This is a genomic window from Achromobacter sp. RT286_PF (genome assembly GCF_059760425.1).
Genome location: NZ_JCBAMR010000024.1, coordinates 1 through 17,404 on the forward strand (window position 1 = coordinate 1; position 17,404 = coordinate 17,404).

Annotated in this window: 14 protein-coding genes; 3 read left to right on the plus strand and 11 right to left on the minus strand. The window is 66.0% G+C overall.

Translation table 11 applies throughout. From position 1 onward, the window contains the following. Positions 1-2 precede the first annotated feature (2 nt). From AC6LJY_RS18140 to AC6LJY_RS18170, 7 genes are all read right to left on the minus strand, one after another. Positions 3-527 (minus strand): hypothetical protein, encoded by a 525-nt coding sequence (locus AC6LJY_RS18140; RefSeq protein ID WP_314355613.1) that lies wholly within the window; start codon positions 525-527, stop codon positions 3-5. 279 nt (positions 528-806) lie between these two features. Then, complete coding sequence (gene mnhG, locus AC6LJY_RS18145) at positions 807-1,148, minus strand: monovalent cation/H(+) antiporter subunit G (RefSeq protein WP_314355612.1); 342 nt, start codon at positions 1,146-1,148, stop codon at positions 807-809. Beyond that, positions 1,145-1,432 (minus strand): K+/H+ antiporter subunit F, encoded by a 288-nt coding sequence (locus AC6LJY_RS18150; protein ID WP_046805005.1) that lies wholly within the window; start codon positions 1,430-1,432, stop codon positions 1,145-1,147. The genes mnhG and AC6LJY_RS18150 overlap by 4 nt, the downstream gene beginning before the upstream one ends. After that, complete coding sequence (locus AC6LJY_RS18155; protein WP_046805006.1) at positions 1,429-1,911, minus strand: Na+/H+ antiporter subunit E; 483 nt, start codon at positions 1,909-1,911, stop codon at positions 1,429-1,431. The genes AC6LJY_RS18150 and AC6LJY_RS18155 overlap by 4 nt, the downstream gene beginning before the upstream one ends. Continuing rightward, positions 1,911-3,542, minus strand: coding sequence for a monovalent cation/H+ antiporter subunit D (locus tag AC6LJY_RS18160; protein ID WP_046805007.1), 1,632 nt, complete (start codon positions 3,540-3,542; stop codon positions 1,911-1,913). Before AC6LJY_RS18160 ends, AC6LJY_RS18155 begins: the two co-directional genes overlap by 1 nt. Next, a complete protein-coding gene (locus AC6LJY_RS18165) occupies positions 3,539-3,883 on the minus strand; it encodes a Na+/H+ antiporter subunit C (protein WP_498136497.1) in 345 nt (114 codons plus the stop codon). Before AC6LJY_RS18165 ends, AC6LJY_RS18160 begins: the two co-directional genes overlap by 4 nt. Then, complete coding sequence (locus tag AC6LJY_RS18170; protein ID WP_046805009.1) at positions 3,883-6,798, minus strand: monovalent cation/H+ antiporter subunit A; 2,916 nt, start codon at positions 6,796-6,798, stop codon at positions 3,883-3,885. The genes AC6LJY_RS18165 and AC6LJY_RS18170 overlap by 1 nt, the downstream gene beginning before the upstream one ends. A gap of 556 nt (positions 6,799-7,354) precedes the next feature. Here AC6LJY_RS18170 and AC6LJY_RS18175 point away from each other — a divergent pair. Together AC6LJY_RS18175 and AC6LJY_RS18180 are read left to right on the plus strand one after the other, a co-directional pair. Then, positions 7,355-8,341, plus strand: coding sequence for a Bug family tripartite tricarboxylate transporter substrate binding protein (locus AC6LJY_RS18175; RefSeq protein WP_046805010.1), 987 nt, complete (start codon positions 7,355-7,357; stop codon positions 8,339-8,341). Between the two features lie 399 nt (positions 8,342-8,740). Further along, the gene (locus AC6LJY_RS18180; protein ID WP_498136498.1) at positions 8,741-9,781 is read left to right on the plus strand and encodes a hypothetical protein; all 1,041 of its coding nucleotides are present in this window, start codon (positions 8,741-8,743) and stop codon (positions 9,779-9,781) included. On the opposite strand, the gene AC6LJY_RS18185 is transcribed toward AC6LJY_RS18180, so the two are convergent. From AC6LJY_RS18185 to AC6LJY_RS18200, 4 genes are all read right to left on the minus strand, one after another. Further along, a complete protein-coding gene (locus AC6LJY_RS18185) occupies positions 9,762-10,643 on the minus strand; it encodes a DMT family transporter (protein WP_498136499.1) in 882 nt (293 codons plus the stop codon). The two genes, AC6LJY_RS18180 and AC6LJY_RS18185, sit on opposite strands and share 20 nt — an antisense overlap. A gap of 931 nt (positions 10,644-11,574) precedes the next feature. Continuing rightward, positions 11,575-14,202, minus strand: coding sequence for an AAA family ATPase (locus AC6LJY_RS18190; protein ID WP_498136500.1), 2,628 nt, complete (start codon positions 14,200-14,202; stop codon positions 11,575-11,577). Beyond that, positions 14,199-15,323, minus strand: coding sequence for a metallophosphoesterase family protein (locus AC6LJY_RS18195; RefSeq protein ID WP_498136501.1), 1,125 nt, complete (start codon positions 15,321-15,323; stop codon positions 14,199-14,201). Before AC6LJY_RS18195 ends, AC6LJY_RS18190 begins: the two co-directional genes overlap by 4 nt. Before the next feature lie 131 nt (positions 15,324-15,454). Continuing rightward, positions 15,455-16,756: a D-amino acid dehydrogenase gene (locus AC6LJY_RS18200; RefSeq protein WP_314355608.1), complete on the minus strand. Its 1,302-nt coding sequence runs from the start codon at positions 16,754-16,756 to the stop codon at positions 15,455-15,457. A gap of 134 nt (positions 16,757-16,890) precedes the next feature. Here AC6LJY_RS18200 and AC6LJY_RS18205 point away from each other — a divergent pair, with 134 nt between their 5' ends. Then, positions 16,891-17,358, plus strand: a complete 468-nt coding sequence (locus AC6LJY_RS18205; RefSeq protein WP_046805042.1) for an Lrp/AsnC ligand binding domain-containing protein — start codon at positions 16,891-16,893, stop codon at positions 17,356-17,358. The last annotated feature ends 46 nt before the right edge of the window (positions 17,359-17,404 follow it).

Sequence of the window (17,404 nt, forward strand, 5' to 3'; positions counted from 1 at the left end):
GATCAGCGCATCGGCGCACCCGGCGCCGCCGGCGGCGGCGCCATGCCGGGGGATGTGGCCGGCGGCATCGCACCGGTCGACGGCATGGTGCCGGCGGGCGGGACAGTGCTGGCGGGCGGGACCGTGCCGGCCGGCACCTGGATCACCGTTTCACGCAGCACGCCACCGCCCTGCACGCTGCCGCGCACGTTGGTGGGCGAACTCATCTGCGTCAGGCAGTCCTGACGCGAGCCCGCGGGCAGGCGGTTGCAGCGATCCACCATGTTTTGCTGAAGCTGGTCGGACGAGCCGTCCTTCAGGTTCTGGCGCAGGGCTTCATCGCGCGCCGCACCGGCTTCGCGCATGCAGGTCGCGCGGTCTTGGTTGGTCTTGCCGTTTTTGCAGTTCGCCACGTCCTGCTCGTACTGGGACTGGATGGCAGCGCGGCCGATCGCATCTGCCGCGTGGACCGCCCCCGCAGCCAGCATCAAGCCTGCCGCGCAAAGGGATGCCGCAAGGCGTTTCGTATGCATGGGTCGTACGTTCATGGCCAGCTCCTTACTAGAATTGAACCGAGATTGAACCGAAAGCGGTGCCGTCTTCAGTACCGCTGCACCGCTTGTTGAAAACCACTATCCCACGAGTGTGCGCCGGGCACATGACCAGCGACGTGATTTCGTAAGGTTACGTTTCAAGCCCGCTTCAAGCCCCCCGCCGCCCCGCTGTCGCCGCACAAAGAAAAACAGGGGCGGTTGGCCCCTGTCAGTGATATTGCCGCGTTGCAGCACGATTTCCGGCGTTCACATGCCGTGTCGCTTGTTACAGCCTTAGCGCGCGTCCTGGTCCGCGTCGGCCTTCGTCAGGCGATGACGATAGGTGGCCGCACGCATCAGCAACATGGCGGTCACGGGCGACGAAACCACCAGCAGCAAGGTGATGATGACCTCGTGAAAAACCGGTCGCGCGGACCACGCCGAAAACACCAGGATGGAGGACAGCAGCACGCAGGCGCAGCCCAGCGTGTTGCCCAGCGTGGGCGCATGGATGCGCGCATAGAAGCTGCGAAAGCGCAGCAGCCCGGCCGAACCGGTCAGCGCCAACAGCCCGCCCAGCACCAGCAGCGCGCAGGCGGGGATGCCGGCCCACAAGGGAATGGCGGCGTTCATCATGGCTCGATGACCTCGCCGCGCAACAAGAAACGCGCCATCGCCGTGGACCCTACAAAACCGAACAGCGCAATCAGCAGCGCAATGTCGAAATAGAGCGAGGAGCCGGACCGGATGCCGAAGACCAGCATCATCAGCATGCCGTTGATATACAGGGTGTCCAGCGCCAGCACGCGGTCTTGCGCGGTGGGGCCGCGCAACAGGCGGATGGTGGCGCACACCATGCCCAGCGCAAAGCACACCAGGGCGAAGGATGCCGCCCAATACAGTGCGGTATTTATCGTCATTCAAACATCTCCATCAACGGGCGCTCGTAGCGCTGCTGCACCAGGTCGACCCAGTGCTGCTCGTTTTGCAGGTCCAGCACGTGTAGCTTCAGGCGGTGGTCGGCGGTCAGGTCCACCCAGACCGTGCCCGGCGTGTAGGTCACGATGCAAGCCAGCATCGCCAGCCCGTGCGGGTCGCGCATGGTCAGCGGAATCATGATGAAGCCGGGTGAAAATTCATTGCGCCGGGGGCTCAGGATCAGCTTGGCCACGGCGATGTTGGACCGGATGATGTCCGCCGTCACGTGCAGGAAAAGCGGCACGGCCTTCCACAGACGACGCGGGCGCGCGTGCAGCGGGCGCAGGCGCGAGGCCGCCCACGTGAACCACAAGGCCAGCGCGGCGCCCAGCGCAATCTGGCCGGCCGACAGGCTTTCATTCAGCACCAGCCACAAGACAAACAGGAAAACGGGCAGGAACAGGAAGTAAACGCGGCGCATCAGCTTCCCCCTTTCAGGCCGCGCACGGTTTGCGCGGACATGACGGCTTCGATGTAGGACTTGGGTTGGTCCAGCGAGCGCGCCGCGTCGTCAAGATAGGCCGACACCGGGCCCGCGCCCGCCGCCAGGCCCACGCACAACAGCAACAGCACGGCAACCGGCCCGGCTTCGATCAGGCGCAAGCGCGGCGTGCTGCGGTCGTCGCTGGCCCAGAAGACGCGAATACCGGTGCGTCCCAGCCCCACCAGGCCCGCCAGCCCGGAGACGAGCACGGCGGCAACCAAAATCCATGCGTCCATCGGCGGCGCCGATTCCGTGGCGGCGGACACGGCGGCCGACAACAGCGAGAACTTGGCCACGAAGCCGGACAGGGGCGGCAGGCCGGTCACCAGCAAGGCGCAGCAGATGAACGCCAGCCCCAGAAAGGCCATGGCCGCCGGAATGGCCACGCCGACCACATCGTCGGACCGGTTGACCGACGTGGGGTCGTCCAGGTCGAACGCGTCCAGCGTCACGGCCAGCACGTTGGCGCCAAAGCTGCGGGTGCGTTCGATTAATTCGGCCAAGAGGAAAAACGCGCCGGTCGTCAGGACGGAACTAAGCAGGTAGAACAGCGCGGGGCCGGTCAGCGTGACGCCGGGCATGCCCAACGCGGTCAACAAGGTGCCGGCCGAGACGATCACGCAATAACCCACGATCTTTTCCAGCTGCTGGGTCGCCAGCAACCCCAGCGCGCCGAACAGCAGCGTGGCTAGTCCGGCCGCGAACATCCAGTCCAGGCTGAACGCGGCGGGCGCGCCCGACGGTAGCAGCAGCGAGCCGATACGCAGCAGCGCATAGATGCCGACCTTGGTCATGATGGAGAACATGGCGGCAATGGGCGCGCTGGCCGACCCGTAACCCTTGACCAGCCAGAAGTTCAGCGGCCAGGCGCCGGCCTTGACCAGGAAAGCGATGCCCAGAATGGCCGCCCCGGCCTCGAACAGCATGCGTTCGGCGCCCGTCAGGTTGCCGGCGCGCAAGGCCAGGTCCGCCATGTTCAGCGTGCCGGTCACGCCATAGATCAGCGCAATGCTGATCAACAGCAGGAACGACGCCACCAGGTTCACGGCAATGTATTGCAGGCCGGCGCTGACGCGCGCCACGCCCGAGCCGTGCAGCAGCAAGCCATAGGACGCCGCCAGCAGCACTTCGAAGAAGACGAACAGGTTGAACAGGTCGCCGGTCAGGAAGGCGCCGTTCAGGCCCATCAGCAGGAATTGGAACAGCGAATGGAAATGCACCCCGGCGCGGTCCCAGCGGGCCAGCGAATAGGTCAACGTGGCCAGGCCCAGCACGGCCGTCAGCGTCAGCATCACCGCCGCCAGCCGGTCCACGACCAGCACGATGCCGAAGGGCGCGGGCCAGTCGCCCACCAGATAAACGCCCACGCCTTGCGGCCAGACGCCCGGCACGCCGCCGCCCGCGACCACCAGCAAGGCGATGGCGGCTGCCAGCTGGGCCAACGTGGACGCCATGGAAATTGCCCCGCGCGCATAACGGCTGGTGTCGGCCAGCAGCAGCATGGCCGCGCCGGCAAACAACGGCACGATGATGGGCAGGACAGGAAGATGTTGCAGCCAGAAACTCAAGATTGGGACTCCCGTCCATCGACGTGGTCGGTGCCGGTCAGGCCGCGCGAGGCCAACAGCACCACCAGGAACAGCGCGGTGGTGGCAAAGCCGATCACAATGGCCGTCAGCACCAGCGCCTGCGGCAGCGGGTCGGCGTACCAGGACGGGTCATGCGACATGCCCGGGTCGATGACAGGCGGACGAGCCGACGTAAGACGGCCCATGCCGAAAATGAACAGGTTCACCGCGTAGGAAACCAGCGACAGGCCCATGATGAACTGGAAGGTACGCGGCCGCAGCAGCAGCCAGACTCCTGAGCCCGCCAACACGCCGATCGCGATGGCATAAATCAATTCCATCAGGCTTCCCCTGTTTGTATGGCGGCCGCCTGCATCTCGGCGGCGGCCTTGCGTTGCGCGCGCAGCGATTGGTGGGCCAGCGCCACCAGCACCAGCACCGTAGAGCCGACCACCAGCATGTACACGCCCAGGTCGAACAGCAGCACGCTGGACAAATGCACATGGCCGATCAGCGGCAGCGCCACGTCCCAGGCCAGCGCGGCCAGGAACGGCTTGTAGGCCAGCCATGCGGTCACGGCGGCGATGCCGGCGGCCAGCAGGCCGATGCCGATCCAATTCTGCGGATTCAGGCGGCTGCGCGATTCCACCCAGTACACGCCGCCCACCATGTATTGCAGGATGACGGCGGTGGCGAAGATCAGCCCGCCCACGAATCCCCCGCCCGGCTGGTTATGGCCGCGCAGCAGGAAATACACGGAAATCAACGCGGCGGTGGGCAGCAGCAGGCGCACCAGCACGGTGGGCACCATCATCGAGCCGCTGGGCACCAGGGACTTGATGTCCGGCGCGGCCGGCACGCCGCCGTCCTGCTCTTGCTGCTGGCGAGGCAGGTCCGCGCTTTCGGCGGCGGGGCGGAAGCGGCGCAGCAGTGCGTAGACCGTCAACGCGACGATGCCCAGCACCGTGATTTCGCCAAAGGTGTCAAAGCCGCGGAAGTCCACCAGGATGACGTTCACCACGTTGGTACCGCCGCCGTCGGGCAGCGCGCGGTCAACGAAGAATGACGAAATCGTGTCGCCTTGCGGGCGCACCAGCACCGCATACGCCAGCGCGGCCATGCCGGTGCCGGCAGCGGTGGCCAGCAGCAGATCCCGCAGCCGGCGGCCGCGAGCCAGCAGCGTGGCCTTCAGGGGCTCTTCGTCGTCCTTCGCGATCCGGCGCGGCAGCCAGCGCAGGCCCAGCAGCAACAGCACCACCGTCACCACTTCCACCGACAACTGGGTCAGCGCCAGGTCAGGCGCGGAAAACCAGACGAACGTCAGGCAGGTGATCAGCCCCGCGCCGCCCGCCAGCGCCAGGGACGCCAGACGGTGGTACTTGGCCTGATACGCCGCACCCAGCGCGCACGCGCCGCCCACCAGCCACAGCAAGGCAAACGCCGGGTCCACGGGCGTCATGCGGCCGGTGCCTTCCAGCCACCCGCCCGCGCGCAGCGGCAGCCAGGCCACGAACAACGAGCCCAGCACGATCAACAGCATCTGCACTTGCAAACGCGACGAGGCCACCCAGCGCAGCAGCCACGCGGCCGCCACGCTGGAGCCGTCCAGCAGCGCTTCGAACGTGCGCCGCCCGTCCAGCCGGTAGATGAAGGGAACGCGGCCGGGGTTGGCGCGCTGGTGCGCACGCAGAACCAGGTACAGCAGCACGCCCGCCGTCGTCGCCACCATGCTCATCACCAGCGGCAGATTCACGCCGTGCCAGACGGCCAGACTGTATTCAGGCATGTTTGCGCCCAGGATGCTCTGCGCGGCGGTCGCCAGGAAAGGGCCGACCGTCAGGCTCGGCACGATACCCACCAGCAAGCACATGAACACCAGCAAGGCACTGGGGAACAACATCCAGCCGGGGGGCTCGTGCGGGGCGCGCGGCAGGTCCGTGGCCGGGGGGCCGAAGAACACCTGAAGGATGAAACGCAGCGAATACGCCACGCTGAACGCGCCGGCAATCGTGGCCAGCAACGGCAGGCCGACCTGGGTCCAGCGGTCGCCGCTGACAAAGGTGGTTTCCGCGAAGAACATTTCCTTGGACAGGAAACCGTTCAACAGGGGCACGCCCGCCATCGACGCGGCCGCCACCATGGCCAGCGTGGCGGTGATCGGCATGGCTTTGTACAGGCCGGATAGCCGGCTGAGGTCGCGCGTGCCGGTTTCGTGGTCCACCACCCCCGCCGCCATGAACAGCGACGCTTTGAACGTGGCGTGGTTGATCATGTGGAAGATGGCGGCCACCAGGGCCAATTCACTGTTCAGCCCCAGCAGCAACGTGATCAGCCCCAGGTGGCTGATGGTGGAATACGCCAGCACGCCCTTCATGTCCTGCTGGAAGATGGCCGCGTAGGCGCCCAGCACCAACGTGATCAGCCCTGCCCCGCCAATCACCCAGAACCATTGGTCGGTGCCTGCCAGCACCGGCCAGAAGCGCGCCAGCAGGAATACGCCAGCCTTCACCATGGTGGCCGAGTGCAGGTAGGCGGACACGGGGGTCGGCGCCGCCATTGCGTTGGGCAGCCAGAAATGGAACGGGAACTGGGCGCTTTTGGTCAGCGCCCCCAGGGCCACCAGGACCAGCACGGCGGGATACCAGGGGTCGGCGCGCACCAGGTCGCCGGAGGCCAGCACGCGGTCCATGTCGTAACTGCCCACGATATGGCCCAGGATCAGTACGCCGGCCAACAGGCACAGGCCGCCCGCGCCCGTCACCGTCAACGCCATGCGCGCGCCGCGCCGGGCGTCCAGGCGGTGGTGCCAATAGGCAATCAGCATGAAGGAAGCCAGGCTGGTCATTTCCCAGAACATGACCAACTGGATCAGGTTGCCGGACAGCACCACGCCCAGCATGGCGGCCATGAAGGCCAGGAAAAACGAGAAGAAGCGCGGGACCGGGTCTTCCGGCGACATGTAGTAGCGCGCATACAGCACGACCAGCGCGCCCATGCCGGAAACGATCAAGGCGAACAGCCAGGCGTAGCCGTCCATGCGCAATGTGAATTGCAGGCCCAGGGCAGGCGCCCACGGCATGTCGGCGCGGATCACGCCGCCGTTGGCCACGTCGGGGTACAAGCTGGCTATCAAGATCACACAGGCCAGCGCGATAAGGCCGGCCAACCACGCCTCGGCATTGCGGGCGTTGGAAGGCAGCAGCGCGGCGCACAGGCTGCCGGCAAACGGCAGAGCGAGGATCAGGATCAGCGACATGGCGTTCCGAGAATGTCCGGGCCCCCTCCCGCCAGCACGTGGCAGCGAAAGACGAAACAGACCGGGGATTGAAAGACGGACGGAACCCTGGCCCGATGCGTCGCTGCACTACACGTTGCCCCGCGGGGACATCAACCAACGCCCCATTGAACGGCGCAGACAGAAACAAACGCAATAGCTTTCTTGCAGGACAGGCCAAGAATCTCCCCCGAAAAATATCAGATTCTTGTAAGTTATGCAGAACTTTATGCATTTACCCGGCTAAAGACGGCACGATGACTGCGCAATCATTGCGCATTGAAAAACGGGATGAAAACGTTCATGTTGTTGTCAGGCTTGGGATTTTCGCCGAACTGCCGGCATGTTCCGGCAACGTCAAAGGGGCCGAAAAAAGTTTTCGGGTCCTACAGGGTGAATCCTGAGTTGACCGTAGGGGGATTCCTGTGTGGAATTGCGCCCACGAAGCATCGACCAAGCCAGCATCCAGGCAAGGCACGCTTCACCGACGCCGGCCCAAGAAGCCGGTCGGCTCGGAACAACAATATGGAGAAGACTCTTGACCGTGCTGTCTCATGCCAAGGCCGTCCTGGCCGCCGCCATTGCAGGCGTCTGCTTTAGTTCGTCGGCCCTGGCCGCCGACCCCTACCCCAACAAACCCATCCGCCTGATCGTGCCTTTTGCCGCTGGCGGCACCACCGACATCGTGGCGCGCATCGTTGCCGAAGGCCTGGGCCGCGAACTGGGCCAGGCTGTCGTGGTGGAAAACCGGGGCGGCGGCGGCGGCTCGATCGGCGCCGACGCGCTGGTGCGTTCGGCCCCGGACGGCTACACGCTGGGTGTGGCCACCGTCAGCACGATGGCCACCAACCCAGCCACCAATCCGAAAAACCCCTACAACCCGCTCAAGGACTTCACGCCGATCACCAACCTGGTGAACGTGCCGAACGTGCTGACGGTGAACCCGGCGGTGCCCGCCAAGACGCTGGCTGAATTCATCACCCTGCTCAAGGCCAACCCGGGCAAGTACAGCTACGCATCGTCCGGCGCGGGCGGCATCGGCCATCTGGACGGCGAACTGTTCAAGTCGCTGACCAAGACAGACATGGTGCACGTGCCCTATCGCGGCTCGGGTCCGGCGCTGAACGACGTCATCGCCGGCCAGGTCAACGCCCAGTTCGACAACCTGCCGTCTTCGATGCCGCACATCCAGGCGGGCAAGCTGCGCGCGCTGGCCGTGGCCGCCCCCAAGCGCCTGCCCGCGCTGCCGGATGTGCCGACGTTCAAGGAGGGCGGCCTGCCAGAAATGGACAACATGGCCTGGTACGGGCTGGTGGCCCCGGCCGGCACGCCGCCGGCCGTGGTCGAGCGCGTGCACGCGGCGGCCGTGAAGGCGCTGCAAGACCCGAAGATTGTCCAGCGCCTGGCCGATGGCGGATCGTTGGTGGACGGCAATACGCCCGCCCAATACGCCGACCAGATCAAGCGTGAACTGGAACTGCGCCAGCGCATCGCCAAGGAACGCAATATCGTTTCGACGAACTGATCGCTCGCGCGGCAAGCTGCCCCCGGTTTCGGGGACAGCTTGCCGACTTGACTAGCGATGCCCGGGTGTTAGCATCTGCCCCCGTGCGATCCAATTTTTCTCCCCTCCCTCCCGCTGCCTGCGTTCTCTGCGCCCTGCGCTCGACTTTGTTGAGCTCGCAGGAAGTCGCCGCGCGTTCCGCCTACGCGCGCTCCAAGCCCGGCTGATTCCCCGGCTTTCCCGCTACCCCCATTTTTGATTCCGGCCTGCCGCCGGCGGCTTTTGCACATCCGTGCCGATGCCGTGGCGCACGCCGGCGTACGCCCTGCCGCGTGGCCGGGCGCAACGCTCGTCCCATGAATCTTCGTCGCTTGCCTCTTGGCGGGCGGCCCGGCCACGCATTGATCTTCATCCAGCGCCATGCAACTCACCAAAAAATTCGTCAAAGCCAAGAACCCCTGCGCGGGCGGCTACAAGTGGTTTATCCGCGATCACAACGGCCAGGGGGACTACCAGGCCGTGCTTGACGCCCTGGTCGCCGATGGCCGCATCAGCGACGCCAACTGGCTGCTGGATCAGTTTGGCCCGACCGATGCCGTGCTCAGGCTGGACTCGCTTGATGCCAACGCCATCGTCTTCGCGGGCACGCTGGAAATTCGCATGGGCATCAATGTGGACACGGTGGTGCGCGCCGGGCGCAGCATCATCACGGGCGGCGGCATCCGCGCCGGAGAAACCATCATGGCGGGCGAAAACATCACGGCCGCCGCCAATATCGCAAGCGGTGGCGAGATCCACGCGGGCGGCGACATCAGCGCCGACTGGGGCATCGAATCCGCCTCGCGCCTGGAATGCCGTGGCAACGTGCGCGCCAAATGGGACATCTGCGCGGGCCAGGACCTGGCCGTCACCGGCCACTTGCACGCCGGCCAGGACGTGCGCGCGCAAGGCGCCATCCAATGTGGTCAGGGAATCAAGGCGGGCGGCGATGTACGCGCCGACCACGCCATCAACGCCACCTCGGGCATTCAGGCGGGCGGGGCCATTCACTGCGGCGACCACCTGGCCTCGGGCTGGGGCATGATCGCCGGCGGAGACATCCGGGCCGACGGCTCCATCCGCGCCGGTGAAGGCGTGCGCGCGGACGGCGTCATCCAGGCCGGCGACGGCCACGGGGTCTACGCGGGCCTGAGCGTCCGACTGGATGCCTGGTCGGTATGCGCCCGCGTCGTGGCCAAGGAACGGCCCGCGCAGTTGGTCAGCGGCTACTGGGCCGGGCAGGATGCCGGGGGTGGCGTGGACGAGGCGGAGGGGGTCGCCAGCGTGGGCGCCGATGGCGGTGCCGGGACTGTGGCGGCGCCGGCTGCGGATTCCGTTGCCGGGACGGGTGCAGGTTCCATTGCAGGTTCCATCGCATCCGCCCCTCCCCGCTCCCGTCCGGTTAGCGTCGCGCTGGCCTGATGTTTGGGGCCGGATGCCGCAGCACCAGCATCAGCCCCAGCAAGATTGCCCCCATGCCGGCAAGGCTCAACGCCGACAGGCGGTTGCCCAGCACCAGATAGTCCAGCGCAGCCGTGCCTGCCGGCACCAGATAGAACAGGCTGGTGACGTTCACCAGGTTGCCGGCCTGGATCAGGCGATAGAACAGAAGCGTCGCGCCCACCGAAATCACCAGGCCCATCCACAGCAGCGGCAGGATCAGCCCGATGCTCCATTGCGCCGTCAGCGGCTGGAACGGGGCAAACAGCAGGCACAGCGCCAGGCTTGCCGCGTACTGCAACGGCATGACGTCCAGCGGCGGCTGCTCGATGCGCTTTTGCAGCATGGCGCCCAGCGTCATGCTGCCCAGCGCCGCGAACGCGAAGCCCATGCCCGCCACGGAAAAGCGCGCCATGCCGATGCTCTGGTACACCACCATCACCAGCCCGGCCAAGGCCAGCAGCAGCCCCGCGATGCGGGCCTTGTCAAAGCGCCGCTCCATGACCGCCAAGGTCAGGATGGGTTGCGCACCCAGCAACGTGGCCAGGACCCCCGGCGTGATGCCGTGATCCAGCGCCAGCAGATAGCAGATGGAATAGACACCGATCAGCAGCAGGCCCGTTGCCGCGACGCTGCCGCGCGTGCCCGGCGCGGGCAACCATCGTTTGCGCCGCCACGCCACCAGCCCCAACACGGATAAGGCCAGCACAAAGCGCAGCAACAGGAAGGCAAAGGCCGACGCGTGCGACAGCCCCCATTTGGCGAAGATCGCGCCGCCGCTCCACAGCAGCACGAACAAGGTTGTGGAGCCGTAGGCGGCCCAGGTATTTCGATTCAGAGACATGTTTACACCTGTCAAGGTAAGCACAGGCTCCAGACCGGCAGTCCTTCCGTGGATCGCTTGGCGGTGGCGTTGCGATGCGATGCGATGGCGGGGCGATGGCTAGGCGATGGCAATTGCCATGGCCATCACCTGTCGCAATCGCGTGCGGTCGGAATCGCGATCGGGATCGCGATCGCTACGGCCGCTAGCCTGGCCAAATCGGCCACGCGCGGGTCAACCGCGACGTACGCGGCCGACTCGCGCACGCATCAAGCGTTCGGATGGACTGACGATGATTGAGAACTGGAGCCGGGAATGGCGGATCGGCAATCAGCCGAACACGACCACGGCTGGCGGGTTCGCGGCCCGGACCACGCCGACGGGCGGCGAGGCAGACGGGAATACCGGCGGCGAAACTACCGCGCGAACGACCGCTGAGACGACCGGCGAAATGACAGCCGAAATGACAGCCGAAATGACGCCCGAAATGACAGGAGGAACGACGGGGGAAATGACGGAAGAAAAGAGAGGAAAAGCGGTCGCCGAAGTAGCAGGCGACGAAGTAGCAGGCGACGAAATAGCGGACGACGGAACAGCCGGCGACGAGATAGCCAGCGACGAATCAGCCAGCGACGAAGCAGCCGACGACGAAGCACCCTGCGACGAAGCACCCAGCGACGAAGCAGCCAGCGACGAGACAGCCGGCGACGATACGGGAAACCGCGCGCGGCAATATCCGCGGCCTGCCCCATGCTTCCTGCGCCAGCGCATGCCGGCCCTCGCGACGGCAGCGGCAATCGCCACGGCAGAGGCACCGACAAGGGTTTCGAAGGACGGCTTGGAAGCAGGCATTCGCGCAGGCTACCGACCGTTGCTTTTGCCGTCAATAGGCGCGCGCGACGCAAGCCTGTCCCAATACCCCCCCAAGACGCCGGCTCCTGGATCGCCCCGCTCACGCGCCGATGCGCCGCTGCTCCACCCCCATGTCGCGCCAGGCCTCGCCGTGGCAGGTGAACATCAGGATCTGATGGCGGGTGGCCGCATCGAACAAGGCGCGCTTCATGAAATCGCGGCGGGCGTCGTCGGTGTGCACCAGCGCGTCATCCAGCAACAGCAAGGTGGGCCGACCGGCTTCGCGAAGCAAGTCCGCATAGGCGAATCGCGCCAGAATGCCCAGCTGCTCGCGCGTGCCGAAACTTAGCGCATCCAGCAGGTCTTCGCCCTGCTCTCGGCGTAGCGCCGTGGGCAGCAACGCGTCGTCCAAGCGCAACGCCGCGTCTGGAAACAGCAGCGCCAGATAATGGTTCAGGCGGCGAGCCAGGGGCGCCTGCAAACGTTGCGTGGCCGCAGCACGCTTGTCGGTCAGCAGTTTTTGCAGCAGGTCCAGCGCAGCGGCGCGGCGTGCCAATTCATCGCGCCGACGCGCCAACCGTTCGCATGCGGCGGTGGCTTCCGACAAGCGTTCGCCCAGCCCCTGCGCGCCCGCCTGATCCAGCTTGCCCTGCAACTGAAGAATGTCGCCGTGACGCTTGTGCTGCGCGTCGCGTTCGATGGCCGCCGATTTTTCATAGCGTTGCACGTCTTGCTCGGCCAACTCGGGCCGGTGGTCCGCCAGGGCGGCCTGGGCCTCGCGCACCCGGCGGTCCAGGTCGTCGTGCGCGCTGCGCGCTTCGGCCAGACGGCCGGCACGCGCTTGACGCTGTTCGGCGCGCTCGGCCGACTGCATATCGGTGGCGCGCGCGGCGGCCTGCCCTTCCAGCAATTGCGCGCGTGCCAGGTCGGCGTCCAGCGCGCGTTGCGCCGCCGCCAACGACGCGTCCGCCTGCGCGACCACCGCTGTCGCGTCGCGCAGCGCCTGGGTCGCGGCAGGCAGATCGTCTTGATCGGTGCCCATCACCGCCGGCAACTTGGCCAGCCGCTCTTGCAACGCCACGCGGCGAGCCAGGGCCTCGTCACGCTGCCCACGCAATACATCCAGCCCCTTGGGCGCGTGGATGGCCAGCGTCTTGCGCATGCCGTCAAGCTCGCGCTGCAAGGCCGTATAGCGCGCGTGGCGCTGTTCGGCATCGGCCAGCGTTGCCACGCCCAGACGTTCCAGTAAACCATTCCAGGCGGATTGCAGCCCGCCAAGCTCACGCTGAAGCGCCGGCAGATCCTGGCCGCCCGGCTCGATGCGGAAACTGCCCACACCGGGCAGATCGATGTCAGCGGCAGCCGTCAGCAGCACCTGCCCCGCGCCGCTGATGGCGCGGCCGTCCATGCTTGCCTCACGCCCGGCTTCCAGCTGGTATGACAAACGCGTCGCCACCGCTTGCTGGCGCAGTTGCAGGTTGGCCAGTTCACGTTCGGCTTTGCGCAGCGCGTCGATATCGCCATCGGCAATCTCAATGCGCAACGCCTCGGTCTTCAGCGTCGAGCCTTGTTCGATCAGGGTGGTTACGGCACGCAGCGCGTCGTCCAGCCGTTCGATTTCGGCGTTCAGCTGGGCTAGCTGATGTTCCAGGTCGCGCCGATCAGACACGGCTTGAACCGCCGCCACGCGCAAGCGGGCCGCATCCAGCGCGGCGGCGTGCGCCTGCTGTTGCTGCTGCGCCCGCACAAGCGGCGCCTGGGCGGCATCGACGCGGGCGCGCGCGGCCTGGGCTTCCTTGACCAGCGCGTGATGGTCGGCTTCATCTTGTTGGTCACGCCGCACCTGGTCTTGCAGCAAGGCCAGCGTTTGCACCGCCTGGGCCTGCTCGCGGCGCAGGCCTTCCAGCGCTTCGCGCTGTTTTGCCGCCGCGGCCAGCCGGGCGCGCGCGTCCGTGGCGCGCGCTTCAAAGTCCTTCCAGGGTTCAGTGGCCTGGGCGCGCTCGTGATCGCGGCGCAGGCTGGCCAGGCGGTCGACATCGGCGTTCAGTTGCGCCATGGCCTGGGCGCAGTCGTCGCGCTCGGACGTGGCGCGCGCCAACGCGTCTTCGGCCTCTTTGTAAATGCCCTTGGGGCGACCATTGCGCGCGTCCAGCAACGCGGCGCGTTCCGCCGACACACGCTCAAACAGGCGGTCGCCATCCGTGGCCGTGAGCTCGCCTGACAGTTGCGTCAAGGCGTCGCGCAGATGCGTGCCCGCGTAAGACGCGGCGGCTTGCAAGTTGTGGCCGTCTCCTTGCTGTATCCACAGCAAACCGGGGATGCCGGCCAGATCCGGCTTGCTTTGTCCCCTGCCCGGCAGCTCAAACCCCAGCAGCGCCGCCAGGGCGTTTTCGGCCTCTTCGCCATCCAGGCGCTGAGCCCCATCGTCGATCAGCAATTCACAGCGCGCACGCGACAGGAACTGCTTTTTCAGCACGTACTGATGGCCGCCATGCGCGAACGATAGCTCAACGGTTGGCCGCGCGCCGGACTCGCCGTGGGGCGCCAGGTCGGCCACCTTGCTGGTGCTGTAGCGTTCCAGGAACGCCGCTCGTATGGCCGCCGCCACCGTGCTTTTACCGGCCTCGTTTGCACCCACGAAAAGGTTCAAACCGTCTTGCAGTCCATCCAGAACCAAAGGCTGGCGGAACTTGCGAAATTCTTCGAGCGCGATACGGGACAGCTTCATTTGGCGGCTCCCGTGGCGCTTTCGCGTTGAAATCTTAGTAGTAGCCGCAGGGCCTCGGCGGCAATGGCGGCTTGTTCGCCGTCCGCCTGCAAGGCCTGTAGTTGCGCGGCCACTTCGCCCACGTACCCACTTGCGCCAAGCTCGGCCAAATCCGCCTGGTCAGGCTCCAGCCGCAAGCCGGACAAGTCGGGCAGCAGCGCGCGCACCTGGGCGGCGGCCTGGTCCATGGCGCGTTGCAGCGCGTCCCAGGTTTCCATGTTGACGTGCCCTTGCACATCCAGCCGAAGCACGTCTTCGGCGCGCAAGGCCGACAATTTTTCAGCCAGCGCGTGCGCGTCGGACGGCAGGCTGATGGTCTCGGCCCACGCCGACCAGCGGTATTTGCCGATGGCCACGCGTTCCACCACGGGTGTGGCGCCCGGTGTATCGATGCGCACGTCCAGCACGTAGCCGGGCTCGTTGTTGCGAAAGCGGTCTTGTTCCGGCGTGCCGGCATACCAGGTGCGGGTATCGATAGCCAAACAACCGTGCCAGTCACCCAGCGCCAGATAGTCCAGGCGGGCGCGCGCGGCGCGGTCAGGCGCGATGGGGTTGGTGGCGTCAATGGTGTCGGGCAAGCGGCCCGCCACGCTGCCATGCGCCAAGCCTACGCGCACGCGCCCAGGTTCGGTATCGAGGGAATCGAACGCCTGCGTGACGTCGTCGTAGGTATGGCGTTGCGTCAGCGGCGCGGCCAGCACCGCCACGTTGATGTCGGGCAGGTCGACCACGCCGATTTGCGTGGGTACGTGCACGTTCGCGGCGATGCAGTCCAACTGCGCCGCGCGGCTCCAGACGCTGTCGGCCAAGGCCGCGTCGTGGTTGCCGGCGATCATGACCCAGGGGCCGGCATAGGCCGTCATGGCGGCGAACAGGCGGCGGATGGTGCGGTCGGAAACGCCTTGCGTGTCGAAGACGTCGCCCGCGACCAGTACGGCATCGACGTCGCGTTCGGTGGCCAGCGCGGCGATGCGCGCCACCACGTCGAAACGCGCCTCGGCCAGCAAGGCGGCGTCGTCGGTTTCAAATTGGCCGTACTGACGGCCGATCTGCCAATCGGCGGTATGCAGGAAATGAGTCATGCGGCGATTTTGGCATAAGCCGGCGCACATCAAAAAAGCGCAATGCCAAATTGATCACGCCGCATGATCACATCAACGGGCGCCTGCCCATTGATTCTTGCGATGGCCCGTTCGCCCGGGCCGAGCGACCTTCAGGCGCCCTTGCCGCCCAGCACCAACGACGGGTTGGACGACGCGCCGCGCTCGTAGCGCGACAAGCCCAGCCCGTCGGTGCTGATGGCGGGCCGCTGGCCCATGACCTGGTCGGCCACCAGCTTGCCGGAGCCGCAAGCCATGGTCCAGCCCAGTGTGCCGTGGCCGGTGTTCAGGAACAGGTTGCCGTAGCGGGTCGGCCCGACGATGGGGGTGCTGTCCGGCGTCATCGGGCGCAAGCCCGTCCAGAATTCCGCCTGCGCCACATGGCCGCTGTCGGGGAACAGGTCGTTGACGACCAATTCAAGCGTCTTGCGGCGCGCGTCTTTCAGGCGCAAGTCGAAGCCGGACAATTCCGCCATGCCGCCCACGCGGATGCGGTCATCGAAGCGGGTCACGGCGATCTTGTAGGTTTCGTCCAGGATGGTGGACACCGGCGCGGCGGCGTCATCCTTCATGGGGATGGTCAGCGAATAGCCCTTGACGGGGTACACCGGCAAGTCCAGGCCCAGCGGTTCAAGCAAGCCGCGCGTGTAGCTGCCGAAGGCGGCCACGTAGCGGTCGGCCGTCAGCACGTCGTTGCCCACGCGCACGCCCGTGATCTGGCCGCCCGCGACGTTCAGACCGGAAACGGTCTGGTTGTAGCGAAAGTCCACGCCCAGCGCCGCGGCCATCTCGGCCAGGCGCGTGGTGAACAGGCGGCAGTCGCCGGTTTCATCATTGGGCAGCCGCAAGCCGCCAGCCAGCTTATGGATCGAGCGCGCCAGGGCGGGCTCGGCCGTCACCAGGCGATTGCGGTCCAGCAGCTCGTACGGCACGCCCACTTCTTCCAGCACGGCGATGTCGCGTCGGGCGGCTTCCAGCTGCGCGTCGGTGCGAAACAGCTGCAACGTGCCACGCGTGCGCTCTTCGTAATGGATGCCGGTGGACGCGCGCAATTCGCGCAGGCAGTCGCGGCTGTATTCGGCCAGGCGCAGCATGCGCTCTTTATTGACGGAATACCGGTCGGCCGAACAGTTGGCCAGCATGGCCGCCATCCATTTCAGCTGATACAGGCTGCCGTCCAGGCGGATGGCCAACGGCGCATGTTTCTTGAACAACCACTTGATGGCTTTCAGGGGAATGCCGGGTGCCGCCCAGGGCGTGGAATAGCCCGGCGATACCTGGCCGGCGTTGGCATAGCTGGTTTCCTGGGCGGCGGCGGGCTGGCGGTCCAGGACCGTTACCCGGGCGCCCTGACGGGCCAGGTAATACGCGGTGGTGGTGCCGATTACGCCACTGCCTAGGACGATCACATGCATGATTCTTTCCGTATTTGGATTTGCTCAGTAATTTCGGTAGTCTATGGGCCTCCTCGCAGTGAAAAGCACTGATTATTTTGCTTTGGCAGAGCTTTTTCTCGGGCACCCCCTCTTTTTTGATCGCCGAAAGTGAAATGCGCGAGCTAGATAGAATTGACCTGAAAATCCTGGAAATCCTGCAACGCGAAGGCCGCATTTCCGTCACGGATCTGGCCGAGCGGGTCAGCCTGTCGGCCACGCCTTGTTCAGACCGGGTAAAACGGATGGAGCGCGAAGGCGTGATCACGGGTTACCATGCGCGCGTCAATCCGGCGGCGCTGGGCAAGAACCTGCTGGTCTTCCTGGAAATCAAGCTGTCCGCCAAGTCGGGCGACGTGTTCGACAAGGTCAAGAAAGAACTGCTGTACGTGCCGGAAGTGATGGAATGCCATCTGGTGTCCGGCGATTTCGACTACCTGGTGAAGGCCCGGCTGACCGAGATGAATGAATACCGTCGACTGCTGGGCGAGATCCTTAAACGCCTGCCGGCGTCGGCGGAATCGCGCAGCTATGTCGTCATGGAAGAAATCAAGGAAACCTTGTATCTGCCCGTGGATCGCTAGCCGTTCGGCGCGGCTGACCGGCGTGGCGCATACCCGTGTGGTGCCG